The organism is Hyphomicrobium sulfonivorans, from assembly GCF_013306565.1.
Lineage (GTDB): Bacteria > Pseudomonadota > Alphaproteobacteria > Rhizobiales > Hyphomicrobiaceae > Hyphomicrobium_A > Hyphomicrobium_A sulfonivorans.
The window spans coordinates 546,053-565,926 of record NZ_PZPO01000004.1; the positions used below are offsets into that span (position 1 = coordinate 546,053).

Genomic DNA, 19,874 nt, shown 5'->3' on the forward strand with positions numbered 1-19,874 from the left:
ATCAGAGATAACCGAACGCCTGCGCGGCCAGCCAGAACGCCAGCAGCGCGATGCCGATCTTCACCAGTGTGTAAATCAGCCAGTGGCGTGGCTCGGGCGTATCCTTGCGCCAGTCGTCGCTCATCGTGCCAGCTCCCAGGTTGTTACGATTTCGCCCGTCGCCGTGTCCTTGGCGTCTTTCAGGATAACACCAGAAGCTGCAAGTTCGTCGCGAATACGGTCAGCTTCCTTGAAGTTTTTCGCTTTACGCGCCTCGCCGCGCTGCGCCACCAAAGTGTTAACGCGCACTGCGAGATCGGGATCGGTCACCTCAACCAGATCAGCGCTCTGCACCGGCGCATGCCAGCGCGCAACATCGAAGCCCATCAATGCGGCGGAAGCCAGCCACTTCTCACCGCTTGCACTGTCGCCGCTGCGCGCATCCTTCGCCAGCTCGTGCAGCCGGGCGATGGCCAATGGTGTGTTAAGATCATCCTTCAGCGCATCGAGAACCGCGCCATCGGGCATGCAATCCTTCTGCAGTGCGCCGCCGATGCGATCGCTGATCTCGCCCCAGCGATCCAGCGTCGCCTTCGATTCCTCCAGCGCCTTGCGTGTCCAGTCGATCGGTTGGCGGTAATGCGTGCGCAGCATGTTGAAGCGCACAACCTCGCCGGACCACTCCTGCAGCAGATCGTGAATGGTGATGAAGTTGCCGAGCGACTTCGACATCTTCTCGCCTTCAACCTGCAGAAAGCCGTTGTGCAACCAGTAACGCGCCATCACCTGCGAGCCATGCGCGCAGCGCGACTGCGCGATCTCGTTCTCGTGGTGCGGAAACACCAGATCGATGCCGCCGCCGTGGATGTCGAACACATCGCCCAGATGCTTGCCCGCCATTGCCGAGCACTCGATATGCCAGCCCGGTCGCCCCGGTTCGGCGATGCCTGCGGGCGATGGCCATGACGGCTCGCCGGGCTTCGATGGCTTCCACAGCACGAAGTCCATCGGGTCTTTCTTGTAGGGCGCCACCTCAACGCGGGCACCCGCGGCCATCTCGTCCAGCGTGCGGTTGGAAAGCTTGCCGTAATCCGGCATCGAAGGCACATCGAACAGCACATGCCCTTCGGCCGCATAGGCGTGACCGTTGGCGATCAGCGCCTCGATCAGCGTCTTCATTTCCTCGATGTGTTCAGTCGCGCGCGGCTCCACGGTCGGCGGCAGCACGCCCAGCGCGGCGATGTCCTCGTGGAACTGCTTCGCCGTCCGCTCCGTCAGCTCGCGGATCGAGATGCCTTCATCCGCCGCCCGCGCATTGATCTTGTCGTCGACGTCCGTGATGTTGCGCACATACTTGACGTGATCGGCGCCGTAGACGTGACGCAACAGCCGGAACAGCACGTCGAACACGATCACCGGGCGCGCGTTGCCGATGTGGGCATAATCATAGACGGTCGGCCCGCACACATACATGCGCACGTTCTGCGCATCGAGCGGAACGAATTCCTCCTTGCGGCGGGTCAGCGTGTTGTACAGTCTCAGTGATTGCAGCTCGGCCATAGTGGTCCCTGATCTCGTCGGGAGCCGCTGACGGGGACGATTTCTCTGTCAGAATTTGGCCAAAGAAGCGCGCCGCGCGCCAGCGGGGATGTGCTAGCTCAGAATAAAAATCGGTGCCGCACAACAGGCCGGCGGCGTTTGACGCAGCATGCGCTTCATGCCCGCCGTTATGCGCAAACTCACGTTCCTTCGTCAAGCCAGGCCAGGGTAATGCATGGATCGGCCGCTGTTTTCCCCAGTCGGTAAGCCGCGGGCCGCCCAAATTGCTCCGCATTGACCCCCTAGCCCGTGGTGGTCATAGTCGCCCCGATTGCGCACAGCGGGCCGCAAGCTTCGCTGAGCCACGGCAGGACAGAAATCACGATGGTTAAGGCAAATGCTCGACGTAAGGCCTTTGGTGCTGCGATCCTGTCGGCAGCGCTCCTGACGGCTTGGTCGGCTGTTGTGGCGCCTGCCACGGCGCAGGACTGGTGGCCTTGGTCAAGCTCCGAGCCGGAACGGCCGCCGATTCCTGACGAACCTGTTTACCGCGAACCGCCGCCTCCGCGCGGCGGCCCATCGCCCGATTATTACGGCGCGCAGCCGCCGCCTGATCGGCAGCCGCCGCCGTCTGCCCCTGCCGTCAACTGGTCGACCAAGAACCCGATCTGCCTCCAGCTCGAACAGCGGCTGGTGCAGGACGGCCAGTCTTCCAGCGGCATGCGCTCCCGCCTGCCCGCCATTGAGGCTGAAATCGACCAGATGGACCGCACCTACCGGCAGGCCGAATCCGACCTCGAGCGCGGCAAGTGCTACGAATACTTCCTGTTCTCCAAATCGATCCGCCGCACCCGCGCCTGTATTGATCTAGCTCAGCAGCGCCAGCAGGCGGAGCAGCGGCTGTCGGAACTGGAGGCCCAGCGTCAGCAGATCGCCAATTCCGGCGTGCGTTCCTATCGCGAGGAGATCGTGCGCGAGCTGGCGCGGAACAATTGCGGCAACAACTATGTGCAGGAAGCACGACGTTACGATCAGGGCTCTTCGTCGGTCTGGCAGGATGAGGACGTCGGCAATTTCGGCAATCGCTGGGGAGGCTATGGCGGCCAGTCAGGCGCCACTTACCGCACGGTGTGCGTGCGCCTGTGCGACGGCTATTACTTCCCGGTGAGCTTCTCGACCCTGCCGAGCCATTTCGATCAGGATGCCGAAGCCTGTCAGTCACGCTGCGCAGCGCCAGCCGAGCTCTATTATTATCAGAACCCCGGTTCCAGCATGGACCAGTCGGTGTCGTTCAGCTCTCAGGAACCATACACACGTTTGCGGACCGCATTCCGCTACCGCAAGGAGTTGGTAAAGGGCTGCTCGTGTAAGGAAGCGGAATACGTGCCGCCCGAAGGGAAGGCCAACCCAGCCAAAAGCGCCGGCGCTGCCGGTAGCCTCGCCACCGGTTGGGAAGCCCGCTCGGAAGCGGAAGCGCAAAGGCAACAATAGCAGAGAGCGTCCGGGCTTTATTGCTCCCAGCCGCTCCGGTCTTCACTCACCTGTCGCGTGACGGAGGCCGCCACGAAAGCCGGATCATGCATCCCTCCGCGCCCGCCGCACAGCTTGTCGACATGCTGGAGATCAGACCTCTCAGCGTCGACTGCCTTGCCACCGCCCGCTATGTCATCGCCAGCGCTATCAAGCGGCATGCGGCTGCCGCCTACACCCAGGCGCAACTGCACGCGCTCATGGATTTCGTCCAGAGCCCACATTACAGCGATCTCCTCTATGCCGGCCGCAGCTATGGCGCGTTCATCGGCGCCGAAATGGTGGCCGTTGCATCCTGGAGTGCCAGCGCAGCCCCCAGCCCGACCGCTCGCCTGATCGGCGTATTCGTGCAGCCGCTATTTGGCGCCAGCGGCATCGGCGCCCGGCTGCTCGCCCACATCGAGGAAGAAGCCCGCGCCGCCGGATTCCGCGCCCTCGATATTGGCGCCCTGCCCGGCGCCGTCGGGTTTCTGGAAGCTTCGGGCTATCAGCAGATCGGACCGCGTCCACTGGGCCTGCCCTCCGGCCAGCAGATCCCCGTTGTCGAGATGCGCAAACTCGGGTTGGCCCGCCACACGGTAATGCACTGACGCATTTCGCCTGCAGATCCGGCGCGCCATTGCCAGCGTCTGGATAGACAGCGCGCAACCCGCATTTGATTTGACCGCAAGAAACGGAGTGTGCCCTCCGCCGCGATGCACTAGCTTCCCAAGAGCCTTAAAAAGCGCCCGCTTGGCACTCGCAAGACGCAGGATCGATGCAGACTGCCGCACAAACCGCTGATGACTACTGGCACGCCGTTGAAACCCGCGACCGCTCCTTCGACGGCAAATTCTTTTATTCCGTCGCGACCACGGGCATCTATTGCCGACCTTCATGTCCGGCCCGGCGCCCCAATCGCCGCAACATTGCATTCCATGCCAGCAGCGCAGCCGCCGAAAAAGCCGGTTACCGCCCCTGCAAACGGTGCAAGCCCGACGAACTCTCACTGCATGATTGCCACGCAGCACAGATGGCCGACATCTGCCGTCTGATTGAAACCGCTGAGCAGCAGCCTTCGCTGGCATCACTGGCGCGCGCCGCAGGCCTCAGCCCCCACCACTTTCATCGCGTATTCAAAGCCACCGTCGGCGTCACGCCCAAAGCCTATGCCGTTGCCGTCCGTCAGCAGCGCGTGCGCAATACGCTGCTGCAAGGCACATCCATCACTGAAGCTGTTCAAGCTGCCGGTTTTGAATCCAGCGGCCGCTTCTATGCCAACTCCGGAGCCATCATCGGCATGAAACCGAATGACTACCGCACCGGCGGAACCGACGTTGATATGCGTTTCGCCGTTGGAGAATGCTGGCTGGGGTCGATCCTCGTTGCCGCCAGCGACAAGGGCATTACCGCAATCCTTTTGGGCGATGATCCCGAAGCGCTGATCCATGATCTGGAACGCCGGTTTCCCAGCGCCAAGCTCATCGGCGGCGATGCACGCTTCGAAGCTGTGATGGCGAAGGTTGTCGGGCTGGTGGAAGCACCGCAATCAGGCATCGATCTGCCGCTCGATGTCCGCGGCACCGCATTCCAGCATCTCGTGTGGCAGGCACTGCGCGAAATCCCGCCTGGCTCAACCGCAACCTATAGCGAAATTGCAGCGACAATCGGCATGCCAAAGGCGGTTCGCGCTGTCGCCACCGCGTGTGCAGCTAACAGCGTCGCGATAGCTATTCCCTGTCACCGCGTGATCCGCACCGATGGCGCGCTGTCGGGTTATCGCTGGGGCATCGATCGCAAGCGCAAACTTCTGGATCGCGAGCGCAAACTTCTGGATCGCGAGCGCAAACCGTAACACTCGCCGCGCTCATTCTGTCGTCTGCTGCTTTAATCGCTCACGTTCGCCTGCACGCCCACTGGCTCAACCCACGCATAGCAGCGATCTCAAAACAAAAAACGAGGCGCTTCGGCATCCACCGCAGCGCCTCGTTTCAATTTATTCGCTGTTCGTCGATGCGCCCGCGGCTGTCTCAGTCACTCAGACCAGCAACCGCGATCCATCAAACCATCACCGCGAATTTCCGATCAGTCCTCGCGGTAGACCTTCTCGCGGCGCTCGTGCCGCTCCTGCGCTTCAACCGACAGCGTCGCAATCGGCCGTGCATCCAGACGCTTCAGGCCGATGGGCTCGCCGGTATCTTCGCAATACCCGTACGAGCCGTCATCGATGCGCGCGATTGCAGCGTCGATCTTAGCGACCAGCTTGCGTTGACGATCACGGGCACGCAGCTCAAGCGCGCGGTCCGTTTCCGACGTGGCGCGGTCGGCCAGATCGGCATGCTGGGTCGATTCCTCGTGCAGTCCCACCAGCGTCTCGCGGGTCTGACGGATGATCTCGTCCTTCCAATTGAGCAGCTTCTGGCGGAAGTACGCCCGATGTTGCTCGTTCATGAACGGCTCGTCCTCCGAAGGCTTGTAATCCGGAGGCAGCACAATCGACGTTGTCTTGGCGCGTGCCGTCATTTTTCTCCCCGCAACATTCTGCTCAACCATCACCGGCTCAGTACTGCCGGAACTGCCGCCGATCATCGGCGCTTTGTCGGACGTCCTCCCCTTGGCCGCAACCTTGGACGTAGTGTTCTGATCGGGACTGGCCTTCTTAGTCGCTGCTTTTTTTGCGCCCGATTGTTTTCCTGAAGCACCCGGTTGAAGTTCTGCCCCGCTGGGCTTGGCGGGCCCTCTTTTCGGGGCACCCTTCTTGACGCTGTCCGCGCCGCTGGCTGCCGCTCTCGCCTTGGCAACGGCAGCACTGTCTCGCTTCGCGGCAGTTTTCAAAGCCGCTCTGCCGGCCGCTGCCTTGGCAGGCCGACCCTTAGCCTTCTTCAGCTCTTTTGCGCCTTGCTTGCTCATCAGGCCTCCGGGAGGCTGGTAGAGACGGCCGATCTAGCATCGGACCGACAACAAGCTGCATTTCGGCGCCTCTATTGGCGGCAGTGCGGCGATCTGTCAAGACGTTCTGCCACCGCACCTAAGCTTAAGTGGTCGCAATAGAAATAGCGGCCTTATTATACCGCCGATTCTCAATGGGCTAAGGGCCAAAAGCCACCTGGGAGCATACCTCCCTTCCGGTCCAGGTCCGCCTGACACGCAGCCGGCGTATCGACGCCGCCCCACCAGAAGGGCAATATTCCGCGATGAAGTTCGAAGGCACGCGCCGCTACGTGGCCACCGACGACCTCAAGGTAGCCGTCAACGCCGCCATCACCCTGGGCCGCCCGCTGCTCATCAAGGGCGAACCGGGCACCGGTAAGACCGCGCTGGCCATCGAGGTTGCCGAAGCCCTCGGCGTGCCGATCATCGAATGGCACATTAAATCCACCACCAAGGCGCAGCAGGGCCTTTACGAGTACGACGCCGTTTCGCGCCTGCGCGACAGCCAGCTCGGCGATGAGCGCGTCAAGAACATCGGCAACTACATCAAGCGCGGCAAGCTGTGGGAAGCGTTCGTGCACGACGGCCGCCCCGTGCTGCTGATCGACGAGATCGACAAGGCCGACATCGAGTTCCCCAACGACCTGTTGCAGGAACTCGATCGCATGGAGTTCTTCGTCTACGAGACCGGCGAGACGGTGAAGGCCCACAACCGCCCCATCGTCATCATCACGTCCAACAACGAGAAGGAACTGCCGGACGCATTCCTGCGCCGCTGCTTCTTCCACTACATCAAGTTCCCCGACGCCGACACGATGCAGCAGATCGTCGACGTACACTTCCCCGGCCTCAAGGGCCGACTGGTGTCGGAAGCGATGCGCATCTTCTATGACATCCGCGACATGGCCGGCATCAAGAAGAAGCCATCGACGTCGGAACTGCTCGACTGGCTGAAGCTGCTGCTCAACGAGGATGTTTCGCCCGAGACGCTGCGCGAGCATGAAGCGCGCAAGGTCATCCCGCCACTCGCCGGTGCGCTGCTCAAGAACGAGCAGGATCTGCACCTGTTCGAGCGCATTGCGTTCATGGCGCGGCGGCGCGGAGAATAGCCCCACAGCCACCTGCGCGACGACGCGCACGGCTGCACGCCGGCTCCACCGCGAGCCCTATTCAACTGGCTGTTCCGCTGAGATTATAGTGACACCACCGCCAATTGAATAACGTTCGGTGCGATATTTCCTGCCAATTCGCACCGGAGAACGACGTTGCCTCCGGCGGCAGGCCGAGGGGTACCGTTGTTCGCGAACGATCTGACCGGCTCGACGCGATTCAACGCCCACGTCCTGCGCGTCGGCGTGAACTACCATTTCGACTAAGCAGTTTGTTGCCACAGGCAAACGGATCGAAACGCCGTTCGCACCCGTCAGATGTCATCCACAACCGTCAGCGCGCGGAAGGCATGCCACGTCGCGTGCCCCAGCAACGGCAGAATGATCGCAAGCCCAAGAAACAGCGTCAGCAGACCGATCATCATGTGACCGGCGATCAGCGCCGCCCACAGCAGCATCGGGCCAATGTTAGCCGCCGCCGCACGCACGCTGGTCGCCATCGCAGTGACGGTATCAACGTCCTTCGCCAGCAGCAGCGGCGCGCCGATGCTTGAAATGCTGAACACCATCGCCGCCAGAGCCGCACCCAGAATGGTGCCCGCGAACAGCAGCGCCAAACCGGCGTTGGTGAACAACGCCGTGTGCACAAACTGGCTTGGGTCCGGCACCGCCACCTCGCCCAGAAAAAGGCTGAGCAGCAAAAACGCCAGCTGAACCCATGCAAAAAAGGCCAGAAACAGCGCAACGCCGAACAGCGACAGCCGGCCGATGGCCGAGCGTATTCCCACCACCACCGCACGCAGCGTAACGCGCTGCCCTTTCTCCCGCAGGCGGCTCATCTCATAAAGGCCCGCCGCCAGCACCGGTGAGATCAGCACGAAGCCCGCGCCCAGCACGGGCACCAGCGACACCAGCTCCTGCCGTTCGAGCAACCAGTAGAGCAGCCAACCACCCGCTGTGAAAATGATGCCATAGCCGATGCTTAGAACCGGGTTGGCGCACAGGTCGCGCCAGCCCGCGGCCAGCCAGGCCCAGGGGGCATCAAGCGCCACTCGGCGCACCGGGAAACCAAGCGGATGCGCCGCTGCGTCAGGTCGGGAAAGGTCTTCGCCTGCCATGGAAAACGTGCTCCTTCCGCTCATTCTCCTAACGGCAGCGCTCGGGCTGCAACTCTGTTACATAGCGTGATCCTGGCCGCCACGCAGCCGCCGAATTCTGTACGCGTGGATAACCGCCAGCAAAGTGGGCGCTCCGCCCGGTGGGGAAACAAACTATGACGACGACTGACCGTGCGGTGCAGCGCGACGAGCAATCCCGCGCAAATCTCACCGCAGCAATGGGTTATGGCGGCTGGCAGGCGACAATTCTTTCAGCCTTCGCACTCGCACTGTCGGCCTACTCGCTATACGAGACAAGTTTCAAGACAGCCGAGATCGAGGTCTTCATTCCACCAGTCATTCAGTATGCGCGCGATGGCGGCGGCGACACCGAGCTGTTTTCCATTCCCATCACGGTGACGAATTCGGGCGCGCGCACCGGCACCATCCTGTCGCTGCAGCTCACGGCCGAGAACCTCAAGACCAACCAGAAGAAGCAGTTCTACAGCGCCTTCCTCGGCGAGCATCAAGTCAACGCCGATGCGCCCAACCGCTCGTTTGCGCCGCTGTCGATCGCGGGCCGCGAAACCTTCAGCGACACAATCCGCTTCTATCCCGATGGCGACGTGTTTCCGAAGGTGATCGACGACGCGGGCGACGTCCGCTTCACGCTGAACCTTGTCACCGCGCAGGCCCGCCGTCCGGACTTCATCGACAAGCTGTTCACCAATGCCGTCGAGCCCGTCGTCTTCGAGCGCACGCTGCCCTGGTATTCCGATCAGATGCTCAGCATGCGTCGCCAGGCCATCTCGATGCCCGAGCGCAAGCGCGCTGATGGCCAGTCAGGCGCTGCGGCCACACCCGCATCCGAACCCGCTCCGGTCGTCCAGGATGCTGTGGATGGGGCGGCGCCATCGCCATAGAGCGCCATTGCGAATCCTTAAGGTGCATTGCACGCCCCGATGGTCTCCAATGCAGCTATGGGATCAGCCGTCGCTCAACATGAACAGCGGCTGCAAGCGCACTTCAGGGGGCATTCAGCGTACCGGGTCCACAGTCATCGGATCAGGTTCACCCGCAAGTCACGCATCACGGAGGCGCCCATGGCAGAGTTCATTCGCAGCGGCCTTATCATCCTTATGGGATTGACGGTTATGGCTGCCGGTGTGCTCGTCATATTCTACGGCTGATTTCTACGGCACGGCGTTTAATCTCTTCGCTGCAAAGCCCGCGCAAACTTTAACGCTTCGCTCGCGCGCACCTCAGGTTGCAGCAGCGCGTTAACGCCCAATACCTTGTCGGCACGCCCACTTCGCACTAGATCTCATCGCTTCTGGGCTTATCTGTCCGAAGTGTGAATCATCGGCCACACCATTAAGCTGGAAGCCCTATCCTGACGATCAGGTAACGCGCTTCGCAGCCGGGTGATCAAGCACTGGCCGATGGTGCTGCCGCGAGGTTCAACTTGCCGACATCAAAATCCGATCCGGAATCCAGCACCCCGCCCAGCACAAACACATGGGCCTGGAACCGCGCCGGTGCCGCGTTCACGGATATGATGACGCCAACGTTGCGGCTCGGCGTCACCGGACTGTCGCGCGCCGGCAAAACCATTTTCATCACCGCGCTGATCCGCACGCTTTTGTCGGGCGGACGCATGCCGTTTTTTCTGCCGGAAGCGGAAGGACGCATCGAGCGCGCCTATCTGGAACCGCAGCCCGACGATCAGGTGCCGCGCTTCGATTATGAAGGGCATCTGGCAGCGCTGGCGCGCGATCCCGCCGACTGGCCTGAAAGCACGCGCCGCCTCAGCCAGCTTCGCGTCACGATCGAGTTCCGTTCCGAAAGCAGCCTGCGCCGCGCGTTCGGCGTTTCCAAGCTGCACGTCGACATCGTCGATTACCCCGGCGAGTGGCTGATCGATCTGCCGCTGCTCAACATGGACTATACCGCCTGGTGCGCGGAAGCTGTTGCGCAGGCCGTTGCCCCGCGACGTCAGGCGCACTCGAAAGCGTGGCGCGAGTTTCTTGCCACCGTCGATCCCTATGCCCCGCACGATGAGCAGCTTGCCCTGCGCGGCGCGGAACTGTTCGCCGACTATCTGAAAGCCGCCCGCGCTGAAGATCACGTGCTGCACACCACCGGGCCGGGCCGCTTCCTCATGCCGGGTGAACTGGCCGGATCGCCGCTGCTCACCTTCTGTCCGCTCAATCTCGATCCGTCGATCCCATACGGCCGCAACACGAATGCCGGCATGATGGCGCGCCGCTTCGAGAGCTACAAAAATCACGCCGTGAAACCGTTCTTCCGCGATCACTTCTCGCGCCTCGACCGCCAGATCGTGCTCGTCGATGTGCTCGGCCCGCTGAACGAAGGCGGCGACGCGGTTGTCGATCTGGAACACGCGCTGTCATCGGTGCTGAGCGTGTTCAAGATCGGTTCCGGCAGCTGGTTCAGCGCGCTGTTCACGCGCCGCATCGACAAACTGCTGTTCGCCGCCACCAAAGCCGATCACATCCACGCCTCCAGTCACGATCGCCTCGAAGCCATCCTGCGCGTCATCATCGATCGCGCGATGGGCCGTGCCGTCGACAGCGGCGCCGAAGTGGGTGTGCAGGCGCTGGCGTCGTTGCGTGCCACGCGTGAAGCCGATGCCAAGGTCGATGGCGAACTGCTGCCCTGCATCGTCGGCGTTCCGATGCCCGGCGAACGCATCGGCAATCAGGTGTTCAACGGCCGCACCGAGGCCGCCATTTTCCCCGGCGATCTGCCCGCCAACCCGCGCGATGCGCTGAAACCTGACGCAGCGCCCGCCGGCCTGCACTTTGTGCGCTTCCGGCCGCCGCGCCTGTTGCCGCCGGGCGCTGACGGCGAATCTCCGCCGCTGCCGCACATCCGCTTGGATCGCGCCCTCGACTTCCTGCTTTCGGATTGGCTCGCATGACGATAGAATCGGACAGCCGCCGCCCGCGCGCCTTTACCACCGATGATCCCGCCCTGCGCATCACGCCCGAACAGGCATCCGCGTCGCAAGGCGAAACGTCATCCCGCAGCGCCCGGGCGCGTGGTCAACGCGCCTCGTCCCAATCCACGCCGCCACCGCGCCCCACCGCCGTCAACATCAGCCGCGGCTTCCGCTGGGGCGCCATCCTGCTATCGGCCATCGGCGGCCTGATCGCGCTCGCCACCGTCACCTGGTTCACCAGCTACGTCGAAGTTGCGCTAGCACGGCAGGACTGGATCGGCTGGCTGGCGCTGGCCCTCCTAACCACAGCGGGCATCGCCGTTGTCGTCATCATCCTGCGCGAGATCATCGGCATGCTGCGCCTGTCGCGGCTCACCGCGATGCGCCAGGAAGTCACCCACGCGCTGCACGATAAAAACATCGACGCCGAACGCCGTGCCATCCGACACCTGAAGCGCATTCTCAGCGCGCGACCCGATATGCAATGGCCTCTTGCCCGCTTCGCCGAGCATGAGCGCGCGGTGATGCCTGCGGGCGATCTGCTTTCCCTCGCCGACCGCGATCTGATGATGCCCATCGATCAGGAAGCGCGCCGCACCGTCCTCGCCGCCGCCAAGCGCATCGGCATGGTCACCGCCATCAGCCCGATGCCGTGGATCGCCATGCTGTATGTGCTGATCGAAAACCTGCGCATGCTGCGCGCCATCGCCGGGCTTTATGGCGGACGCCCCGGCACACTCGGCGCGCTGCGTCTCGGCCGCATGGTCATCGGCCATATCATCGCCACCGGCGGCGTCGCACTCACCGACGATCTGCTCGGCCAGTTCCTCGGGCAGGATCTGTTGCGGCGGCTCTCGCGTCGTCTGGGTGAAGGTGCGTTCAACGGCGCGCTCACCGCCCGCGTCGGCGCCGCTGCGGTGGAGGTGTGCCGGCCGCTGCCGTTCATTTCCGCGCCGCCCGTCCGCGCGCGTGACATGCTGGCCGAAGCGTTCCGCCGCAATACCACTGCGGCGCCATCCGCAGATGACGCCGCCAGCAAGTCCTGAATTATCGATACCCGTCGGCTTGTCGTGGCAGCCGCCGCAACAGCGACGGCCCGCTTATCAAGCCGCGCGAATGATCGGCACCACCTTGCCGTCAATGGCGCGGTTCGCGATCTGCATCGCCCACTCATCACCGGCGCGGCGCGCGCTTTCCACGATCGCCGGCTCTTTGCGGCCGTCACGGGTCGACAGCAGCGAACGCAGTATCCGCGGGGCCTTGCGCGACGTCAGCCAGCTCACCGGCGCCGCCAGCACCAGACCTAAGATAACCGGCGACATCCACGCCAGCACCAGCGCCGAAGCCTCGTAGCACAGCACCGCCATCACAACGCCGATCGCCATGTGCCAGCGGTGATAACGCAGCGCCGACACAAACGAGAGCCCTTCACCATCACGGCTCTGCGGACGCCAGCCGGAGTCAAAGCCGAACAGCACCTGGAACACTGCAACAGTCTGCGTCACCATCAGAATGGGCGAGATCAGGATCGAGAACAGCGTTTCCGTCACCACACCGGCCACGGCCCGCATCCGGCCCCGACGTTCGCGCGCCGCGTAAGCCCGCTTGATCTCCAGCGCCAGCCCTAGAAACTTCGGCATCAGCACAATCGCCATCGTGGCAAAGAACAGCCGCAGCGCCGCGCCCGGGTCCGTGACTGGCCACACCGGGAATAGCGTCTTCTCGTCGATGAAGTAGCTCGGGATCATCTGCTGACCCTGCAACGCCAGTACGATACCGACGACCAGCGACGACGCCCACACCAGCGACATCAGATAGGATGTAGCGCCCATCAGCAGATGCAGGCGGCCCATCGTGGTGATGTTCGAGGTGAACACGATGCCAAGATGCTGCAGGTTGCCCTGCGCCCAGCGCCGGTCGCGCGCCACCACGTCGGGCAGCGTCGGCGGCTGGCCCTCGTAGCTGCCCTCGATGGTCGGCACCATGTGCACGCCCCAGTCGGCGCGGGCCAGCAGCACCGCCTCAACAAAGTCATGGCTCTGAATATCGCCGCCAAAAGGCGCCCGTCCCGGCAGCGTTGGCAGGCCCGCAGCCGAAGCGAAGGCCACCGTGCGGATTATGGCGTTGTGGCCCCAGTAGTTGCCCTGGTCGCGATGCCAGAACGCCAGTCCGGCGGCCACCAGCGGCCCGTAAACATTAGAAGCAAACTGCGTCAGATATTGCAGTAGCGTCGAGGCGCCGGTCAGGCGCGGCACGGTCTGGATCAGGCCAGCGGTCTGCTCGCGCTCCATCGCCAGCGCCAACCGCACCAGCGTCATGCCAGACATCACGCTGTCGCCGTCCAGCACCACGAAGTGCGCATAGCCACCGCCGAAACGGCGCACCCAGTCCTTGATGTTGCCGGCCTTGCGCGCGTGGTTGTCACGACGGCGGCGGTAATAAACCGGAATGATATCGCTCAGGCGATGGCGCAGCGCGCGATAGGCGCTCTCCTCGGCAGCGCCCGCGCCATTGCCGCTCTCATCGCGCGTATCCGAAACGATGAAAACGTCGAATGCCTTTGCCGCGCCCATCGCCTGCAGCTCAAGCGCGATGGCCTGAATGGTGCCGGCTATCCGGGCTGGATCTTCATGGTACACCGGGAACAGCAGCGCAGTTCGGGTCGTCATCTCCGGGCCCGGCTGCGGCAGATCCAGGGTGTCGGCTTTCTCGCCGCCAAACAGCGGAATGAAGCCGAGCGCAGCATTCAGCGAGCCCAGCGCGATCCAGCCGAATGCAATTGTCGACAGCACCAGAAACAGCATCTGCAACGGCGTCGCCTGCTCAACCGCCAGCACGCCGTAGAGCTCATAGGCAAATGCCGCCGTCAGCAGTAGCGCGCCGGTGAACACAGCCGCCCGCGGGATCCAATAGCCGCGACGCTGCCGAGGCTTCGCGCCGCGCGCCTTGAAATCCTGATCGGGCATGTCGAGCGGCACTTCCGGCGGCAGCAGCTCAGGGCTGCTGACATCAGGCAAGCGTCCAATTTTTTCGCCCGCCACAGTGATCTCGCTCATGAACTGGTCCATCGATAAAGCCATGTCTCAGAGATCTGCTGATCTCCGAGCTTTAGTGCCAAACGAAGTTCACAAAGATCGGTTCCGGCCGGATCGAGTTCAAAACTCACCCGAAGGCCTTTAATTTCTGGGTTTTCGTGCACGGCCACATCCGAAATCGTGCCGGGATTCGCCGACACGACTGCGACAGGCATCTGCGAGCGGTTTTGCAGCGCCGGTCCGATGAAATCGACGATGAACTTCGTCGTGCCATCGGTCTTGCCGCGCCCCACTCGCGTGGCCGCCGTCAACGCACCGCTCCATGCCACCGGCAGCGAGTTCGTCCAGTGCATCCGGTAGCCGAATGTAAACGGCACGCCGGCTTCCAGTTCTTTGGTCGGCTTCCAGTAGGCCACGATGTTGTCGTGGATCTCTTCGCCGGTTGGAATTTCGATCAATTCAACATAACCCGAGCCCCAACGGCCTTTGGGTTCGATCCAGACGGTCGGGCGCTTCTCATACCGCGCTTCCAGATCCTCATAGGAATGGAACGAGCGTGCACGCTGGCACAGGCCGAAGCCCTTCACGTTCTTGTCCAGGAAGGCGCTGGTCTGCAAACGGCGCGGGTTGGTCAGCGGGCGCCAGATGCACTCATTGTTACCGTTGAAGATCGCCAGACCGTCGCTGTCGTGAACCGCAGGCCGGAAGTCATCGCGGATACGGTGGTGTCCGGGTCCATGCAGGAACATGCTCGTCAGCGGGCCAAGACCGACATGCTTCAGCGCGCGGCGCGGATAGAGCGTCGCTTCTACGTCCACAATCGTGGATTCGCCGGGCTCAGCCACGAAACGATAAGCCCCTGTCACGGACTCGCTGTCGAGCAACGCGTGCACAATTATGGAGCGTTCACCCGGCTGCGGCTTCTCGATCCAGAAGGCGCGGAACAGCGGAAATTCTTCACCACCTGGGCGGGCGGTGTTGATCGCCAGACCGCGGGCCGAAAGACCATAGAGCTGCTCGCGTCCCACCGCGCGAAAATAGCTCGCGCCCTGGAACACCAGATACTCGTCGAAATAGTCGGGCCGATTGATGGGGCCATGCACCCGGAAGCCGGAGAAGCCGTAGGGCGCGCCCTCACCAGCGTCCTTCACTAGCGGCCCGATGGAAAACAGATTGCTGTCCGCCTTCAGGCGCCGGGCTGTGCCGCCGTCGACAAGCCAGAGCTCGACCGGCGTGTTGTAAAGCCAGCCCATCGGCAGCAGTTGCAGCTCAAAATCGATGGGGTCGCCCCGCCAGATCGCCTGATCGGTGCGGAAGCGAATATCGCGAAACTGATCATAAGAAAGTTGATTGAATGCTTCCGGCAGCGTCATGGCCGGACTTGCAAATTCGCTGGCTGCCAGTTCCTTCGCGATCGACTTCACCAGATCGCCGGTGAACGCCGTCGTAGCATCCGTCAGTGGTGCCGCCTCCACGTGGGAGATCTCGCCCCGCAGTACCGCCCCGAGGACCGCGAAGGCGCCCGCCGACAACAGGACCGATCTCCGGTCCAACCGCGTCGCTTCCATTCTTCGTCTGCTTTCCGTGTCAGAATGCGCTCTCTCGGTCACAACGCACGTCGCACCGATCCCGTTGCCTCTGTTGGGAAAAAACACGCCAAAATTAAAGCGTGAGTTTTACCTACAGCGACTTAACAGCCCCTATGCGTGTAAACGCGACTTAACATGCCGCAGTGTTTTGTGCCGATGAGTGTTCGCCTGCGTACCCTGCGAGCGGAATAGCCGGGCTTCGATCAAGGCCGTGCGATCGCAATATTCAGCAGTGCTTATCGCCGTGCTTCAACCCAAAGTGGCCGCGACTCCCGCAGGATAGCGCAATCCTCGGCGCTCTTTTTGCGCTGCATCAGGATAATGTAACCGCCGTATTTCGGCAAGCACGTGACACCTGCGAAGGGCTGCTTCCAAGTCACCTGGCATGCGACGCGTCGGCACAGGGCTTCTCACTTCGATCTGCTCCCCTCTTGCCGACAACATGAACGGCGTAATGACGTTGCCGGACGAACTGCAAATCCACAAACTTTGGCGCAACGACCGTTGCACAAAATAGCCACATTCCAGAAATGCACTAATATTTCAGCGCCTTAAGGCCACGAGCCGTGTCGTGGCCGCCGGGCCACATACCCACCGGATTCCACGGCTTTTCGCGCTCAAGGCGTTTCATCTCGCGTAAATCTCTGATTAAGCTTCTGCCCCGAGCGGTGATTCGGTTTGTCGACCTCCACCGCGCGCAAAGAACGAAGTAAACGATAGGTTGCGTTGGGTTTCGTAGGGAGTAGGCGGCTTCTGTGTGTGGCGTCGCCGATAAAGTAAGCAGACGGGAGTAGGTCAATGAGAAAGTCTAGTCTAGGTGCCCTCGTGGCAGCAGGCCTGCTGGCTGGTGGTCTTTCCACCGGTAGCGCCTCGGCCGCAGATCTTGGCGGCAATTGCTGCGCCGATCTTGAAGAACGTATCGCCGAACTCGAAGCGACGACCGCACGTAAGGGCAACCGCAAGGTTTCGCTGACCGTGTCCGGTTGGGTTGGCCAGCAGGTCATGTGGTGGGACGACGGTTACGAGTCCAACACCTACGTTGGCGACCTCGGCGCCACGCTGTCCTCGCACTTCAAGTTTACTGGCCAGGCCACGATTTCTCCGGGCTGGTATGCCGGTTATGTGCTGCACGTCGAAGCGCGCAACAACAACTCGCTCGGCCTGTCGCAGGACTACGGCACTCCCGGCGCTGTTGCTGACGGCGTCCACCTGCTGCAGTCGTTCTGGTTCGTAAAGAGCGACCAGCTCGGTAAGCTCAGCGTCGGCCTGCAGTCGCAAGCTTCGGACAACACCGCCATTCTCGTTGACGGTTCGGGCTCGCTCGTTCCCGCCAACTGGGTCGCGTTCGACTACGCCAACTTCACCATCCGCAATTCAGCAGGCCCCGGAAACACCGGCGTGCGCTGGATCGGCGTAGGCGGCTGCGTCGGCGGCGGCGCCATCGGCGACTGCAACGGCGCAACTCAGAACGTTGTCCGTTACGACTCGCCAACATTCGGCGGTTTCTCGGTCTCGGCCTCTTGGGGTGAGGACGATATGTGGGATGTGGCCGCCCGTTACGCGGGTGAACACGCCGGCTTCAAGGTTGCTGTAGCCGCTGCCTACAACGAGAACAGCACCGAGCTTTGGCTTGGCCCGACGGCAGGTGACACCTTCCAGTACTTCCAGATCGGTGGTTACATCGAGCACGTGCCGACCGGCGTGTTCGTCTACGGTGCCTACGGCAATGCTCAGTACGATCTGGCTGCCGGTGAGTCTGAGACCTACTACGTCAAGGCTGGTCTGCGTGAGCGCTGGTCTGCTCTCGGCCACACCGTTCTGTACGGTGAGTACGAGAACAATAAGGCCGATGGTCTTGCATTCGTGCAGCAGCCGATCGGCGGCGCGGCAACCTCCAGTGACTTCGATCTCTGGGGTCTCGGTGTAGTCCAGGAAATCGACGCCGCTGCCATGTCGGTGTGGGTCTCCTACCGTCACGTCGAGTACAACGACAACTCGGCCATCAACTACGAAGACTTCCAGTACGTGAAGGCCGGTGCGCTGATCAACTTCTGATCTGAGCACGGAGCCATCACCATCTGACTTAAGCGGAAGCCGCCCCTCACCGGGCGGCTTCTTGCTTTTAAGTCGGCCCTGTTTTTAACACCGGCGCTGCTCACTTCAGCGAAAGCAGGCAATCGTCCGGTCGGCCGCGCACCCACGTTGACACTCAACGCTTTCCGGGCAGCATCATCCGCGCACTCTAATCGCTTGCCGCCAACGATTGCTCACAGGAGCACGGCACTCACCACATCCAACCTGGCCCTCGGTCGATCGCCCCATGCCGGTGAGTGGCGGCTTTTGCTCGATGTCACCCACCCCGCGCATCAGCACCTGCGCTACGGGACACGCCGCTCTGCAGCCGGCGCTAGGACAACCGTCCGCTCCTTGAACAGGAGCGTTTGACGCCTGACGGGTTTCTCAATAGTGACCGGATCTCACCATCCGCCGCGAATGCAGTATCACCCCGCAAGACCAGACTTCGTCCCGCCCGCCTGTCCGCCGTGCTGTGAAACTGCGCAATGCTAAGCGCTGTTTTCGAAGTTGCGGAATGACACCCGCTCTAAATCATCGGACTCCCGCGCCGGCAGGCGGGAGGTCTCAGTCACGCATCGAACAGCACTTACACAACTTCAGCTGGCGTCAGGATGCGCATCCCTGCACCGAATGCCAGTGCGGTGTTCGAAAGCTGCCCTGCTCGTCGAGCTGAGGTTTTGAAGGTTGGCCGAAGATACAGAAACGGTGGATGCGCAATGTCCTTTGACGGATATAAGCCGACCGGCAGGGCCAAACTTCGTCCCATCGCTTCCGCTCAGCGCCTTCAGTCGCTTCGGCGCGAACTACATTCGCCCGCGGACAACCTCGCAGAGAGCGTCTATAGCGCAGAACCACTTTGTCGGCTGCAGCTGCAAACGCGACACCGACTGTGAAGCTTGAAGCTTCAAGCCCTCTGAAGACGCCCCTCAACCCCGTCAAAATCTATAACGCGCGTTTCGCGGCAGGCAGCACTCTCTCGCAGCACCGCTCCCGCTAAAATGCAGGTGGTCATGCGCTCCGCTCGTCAGCGGGAAGTTCTATTCAGCATGGCCACAGAGGTGAAACCGCAAGGGCATTTGCTTCAAAGGTGCAGCAAACGGTCCATGCAGCCGACGCGAGCTTCACCCCAACAAGCGCGCGCAAGCGTCTCGGACGGTGGCCTCAGCGGCGCTGCTAGCTGCGTTGGAGATGCCCGCGAGGTGGCTGTGATGGCGGCGGTCGCGCCTTTTATTGCGAACACTTCCAGCAGCGGGCCGGCCTCGCGCTCAAGAATTGCCGCCAACACAAAATGAAAAGAGCTCCCGCGTGTAGCGAACACGCGAGAGCTCATCATTGTTTTCAACTCAACACGGCACGCCGGCCGAAGCCGTTCCGATGTCACGCCAGCGCAAGCGCGAAAGCGTCATGCCTGCCGCTGAGATTGTGCTCGAGGTTGTGACTGGAGCTGCGCCCGCGGCTGCTGCGTTCGCGCTGCCGTGCATTGGATGCCGCGTGCACGCTGGCACGCGCCCGGCGCACGCCGTGCAAATCGTCGGCCGCCCGTTGCGCGGCGGAGGCCGTCGCAAAACGCTTGCCGTCAAGCGACTGGAAGGCGCCAATTGCGGAGTGGAAGCGGAAAGAGGCCTCGCCTTCTTCACGCACGACGATGCCAACGGCGTCGCTTCCGATCTCGATGATATAGGCTTGTGAGGACATAAGTACTCCTTGCGCCGGCCTATCTACCGGCGCTCCTTTTGCATGTTTTGATGTCAGTTATTTGTCGCTAGGCCGAATTTGCCCAAATGCCTCAGCAACACATGCAACAGGAGGAACCGGCCCATACGTGAGCCAGCGGAGTGCGGTTATTTGACGAATGTGCGACACTTGCCATCGTTGTTCTCCTTCGAGCAGAGCCGTGCAGATCCTGCACAGCGTCTTAGCGTTTGGTTTCGCGGCGCAAACTTGCTCTGCAAATCACCGCGGCTGACCGAAGCGTTGGCCAACGCGTTCATAGATGGGTGCAGGCCCTTCAAAGGTCAAATAGGAAGAACTGCAAAACATATGAG

General features: G+C 62.2%; 15 protein-coding genes. 8 read left to right on the top strand and 7 right to left on the bottom strand.

Annotated features, from left to right (window positions below):
* Position 1 precedes the first annotated feature (1 nt).
* Together C6Y62_RS16635 and cysS are read right to left on the bottom strand one after the other, a co-directional pair.
* Positions 2–124 carry a hypothetical protein gene (locus C6Y62_RS16635; RefSeq protein WP_272481811.1) on the bottom strand — a complete coding sequence of 41 codons (123 nt, stop codon included), beginning with the start codon at positions 122–124 and terminating at the stop codon, positions 2–4.
* Positions 121–1,539: a cysteine--tRNA ligase gene (gene cysS / locus C6Y62_RS10780; RefSeq protein ID WP_173953907.1), complete on the bottom strand. Its 1,419-nt coding sequence runs from the start codon at positions 1,537–1,539 to the stop codon at positions 121–123. The genes C6Y62_RS16635 and cysS overlap by 4 nt, the downstream gene beginning before the upstream one ends.
* A 363-nt stretch (positions 1,540–1,902) precedes the next feature.
* Here cysS and C6Y62_RS10785 point away from each other — a divergent pair, with 363 nt between their 5' ends.
* The 3 genes from C6Y62_RS10785 (at position 1,903) to ada (ending at position 4,882) form a co-directional block, all read left to right on the top strand.
* Complete coding sequence (locus C6Y62_RS10785) at positions 1,903–3,009, top strand: DUF2865 domain-containing protein (protein ID WP_173953908.1); 1,107 nt, start codon at positions 1,903–1,905, stop codon at positions 3,007–3,009.
* An 86-nt stretch (positions 3,010–3,095) separates the two neighbouring features.
* Positions 3,096–3,638 (top strand): GNAT family N-acetyltransferase, encoded by a 543-nt coding sequence (locus C6Y62_RS10790; protein ID WP_173953909.1) that lies wholly within the window; start codon positions 3,096–3,098, stop codon positions 3,636–3,638.
* 167 nt (positions 3,639–3,805) lie between these two features.
* A complete protein-coding gene (gene ada, locus C6Y62_RS10795; protein WP_173953910.1) occupies positions 3,806–4,882 on the top strand; it encodes a bifunctional DNA-binding transcriptional regulator/O6-methylguanine-DNA methyltransferase Ada in 1,077 nt (358 codons plus the stop codon).
* A 230-nt stretch (positions 4,883–5,112) separates the two neighbouring features.
* Here the strand turns inward: ada and dksA are convergent, their stop codons facing one another.
* Positions 5,113–5,550, bottom strand: coding sequence for an RNA polymerase-binding protein DksA (dksA, locus tag C6Y62_RS16750; protein WP_068459166.1), 438 nt, complete (start codon positions 5,548–5,550; stop codon positions 5,113–5,115).
* Positions 5,551–6,221: 671 nt separating this feature from the next.
* Between dksA and C6Y62_RS10805 the strand changes: the two genes are divergently transcribed.
* Positions 6,222–7,067, top strand: a complete 846-nt coding sequence (locus C6Y62_RS10805) for an AAA family ATPase (protein WP_068459137.1) — start codon at positions 6,222–6,224, stop codon at positions 7,065–7,067.
* A 314-nt stretch (positions 7,068–7,381) separates the two neighbouring features.
* Here the strand turns inward: C6Y62_RS10805 and C6Y62_RS10810 are convergent, their stop codons facing one another.
* Positions 7,382–8,185, bottom strand: coding sequence for a DUF2189 domain-containing protein (locus C6Y62_RS10810; RefSeq protein WP_068459136.1), 804 nt, complete (start codon positions 8,183–8,185; stop codon positions 7,382–7,384).
* A 155-nt stretch (positions 8,186–8,340) separates the two neighbouring features.
* On the opposite strand from C6Y62_RS10810, the gene C6Y62_RS10815 reads away from it, so the two are divergent.
* The 3 genes from C6Y62_RS10815 to C6Y62_RS10825 all read left to right on the top strand — a co-directional run bounded on the left by C6Y62_RS10815 (position 8,341) and on the right by C6Y62_RS10825 (position 12,175).
* Positions 8,341–9,087, top strand: coding sequence for a hypothetical protein (locus tag C6Y62_RS10815; protein ID WP_173953911.1), 747 nt, complete (start codon positions 8,341–8,343; stop codon positions 9,085–9,087).
* Positions 9,088–9,629: 542 nt separating this feature from the next.
* Positions 9,630–11,108: a YcjX family GTP-binding protein gene (locus C6Y62_RS10820; protein ID WP_246274573.1), complete on the top strand. Its 1,479-nt coding sequence runs from the start codon at positions 9,630–9,632 to the stop codon at positions 11,106–11,108.
* A complete protein-coding gene (locus C6Y62_RS10825; protein ID WP_173953912.1) occupies positions 11,105–12,175 on the top strand; it encodes a YcjF family protein in 1,071 nt (356 codons plus the stop codon). The genes C6Y62_RS10820 and C6Y62_RS10825 overlap by 4 nt, the downstream gene beginning before the upstream one ends.
* A 57-nt stretch (positions 12,176–12,232) precedes the next feature.
* Here C6Y62_RS10825 and mdoH read toward each other — a convergent pair whose 3' ends face one another.
* Positions 12,233–14,185, bottom strand: a complete 1,953-nt coding sequence (gene mdoH / locus C6Y62_RS10830; protein WP_245281774.1) for a glucans biosynthesis glucosyltransferase MdoH — start codon at positions 14,183–14,185, stop codon at positions 12,233–12,235.
* Entirely contained in the window at positions 14,182–15,639 is a 1,458-nt protein-coding gene (locus C6Y62_RS10835) for an OpgD/OpgG family glucan biosynthesis protein (protein WP_338074356.1), read from the bottom strand. The genes mdoH and C6Y62_RS10835 overlap by 4 nt, the downstream gene beginning before the upstream one ends.
* A gap of 912 nt (positions 15,640–16,551) precedes the next feature.
* Between C6Y62_RS10835 and C6Y62_RS10840 the strand changes: the two genes are divergently transcribed.
* Positions 16,552–17,808, top strand: coding sequence for a porin (locus tag C6Y62_RS10840; RefSeq protein ID WP_173953915.1), 1,257 nt, complete (start codon positions 16,552–16,554; stop codon positions 17,806–17,808).
* Positions 17,809–19,206: 1,398 nt separating this feature from the next.
* Here C6Y62_RS10840 and C6Y62_RS10845 read toward each other — a convergent pair.
* Positions 19,207–19,524, bottom strand: coding sequence for a hypothetical protein (locus C6Y62_RS10845; RefSeq protein WP_173953568.1), 318 nt, complete (start codon positions 19,522–19,524; stop codon positions 19,207–19,209).
* Positions 19,525–19,874: the final 350 nt, after the last annotated feature.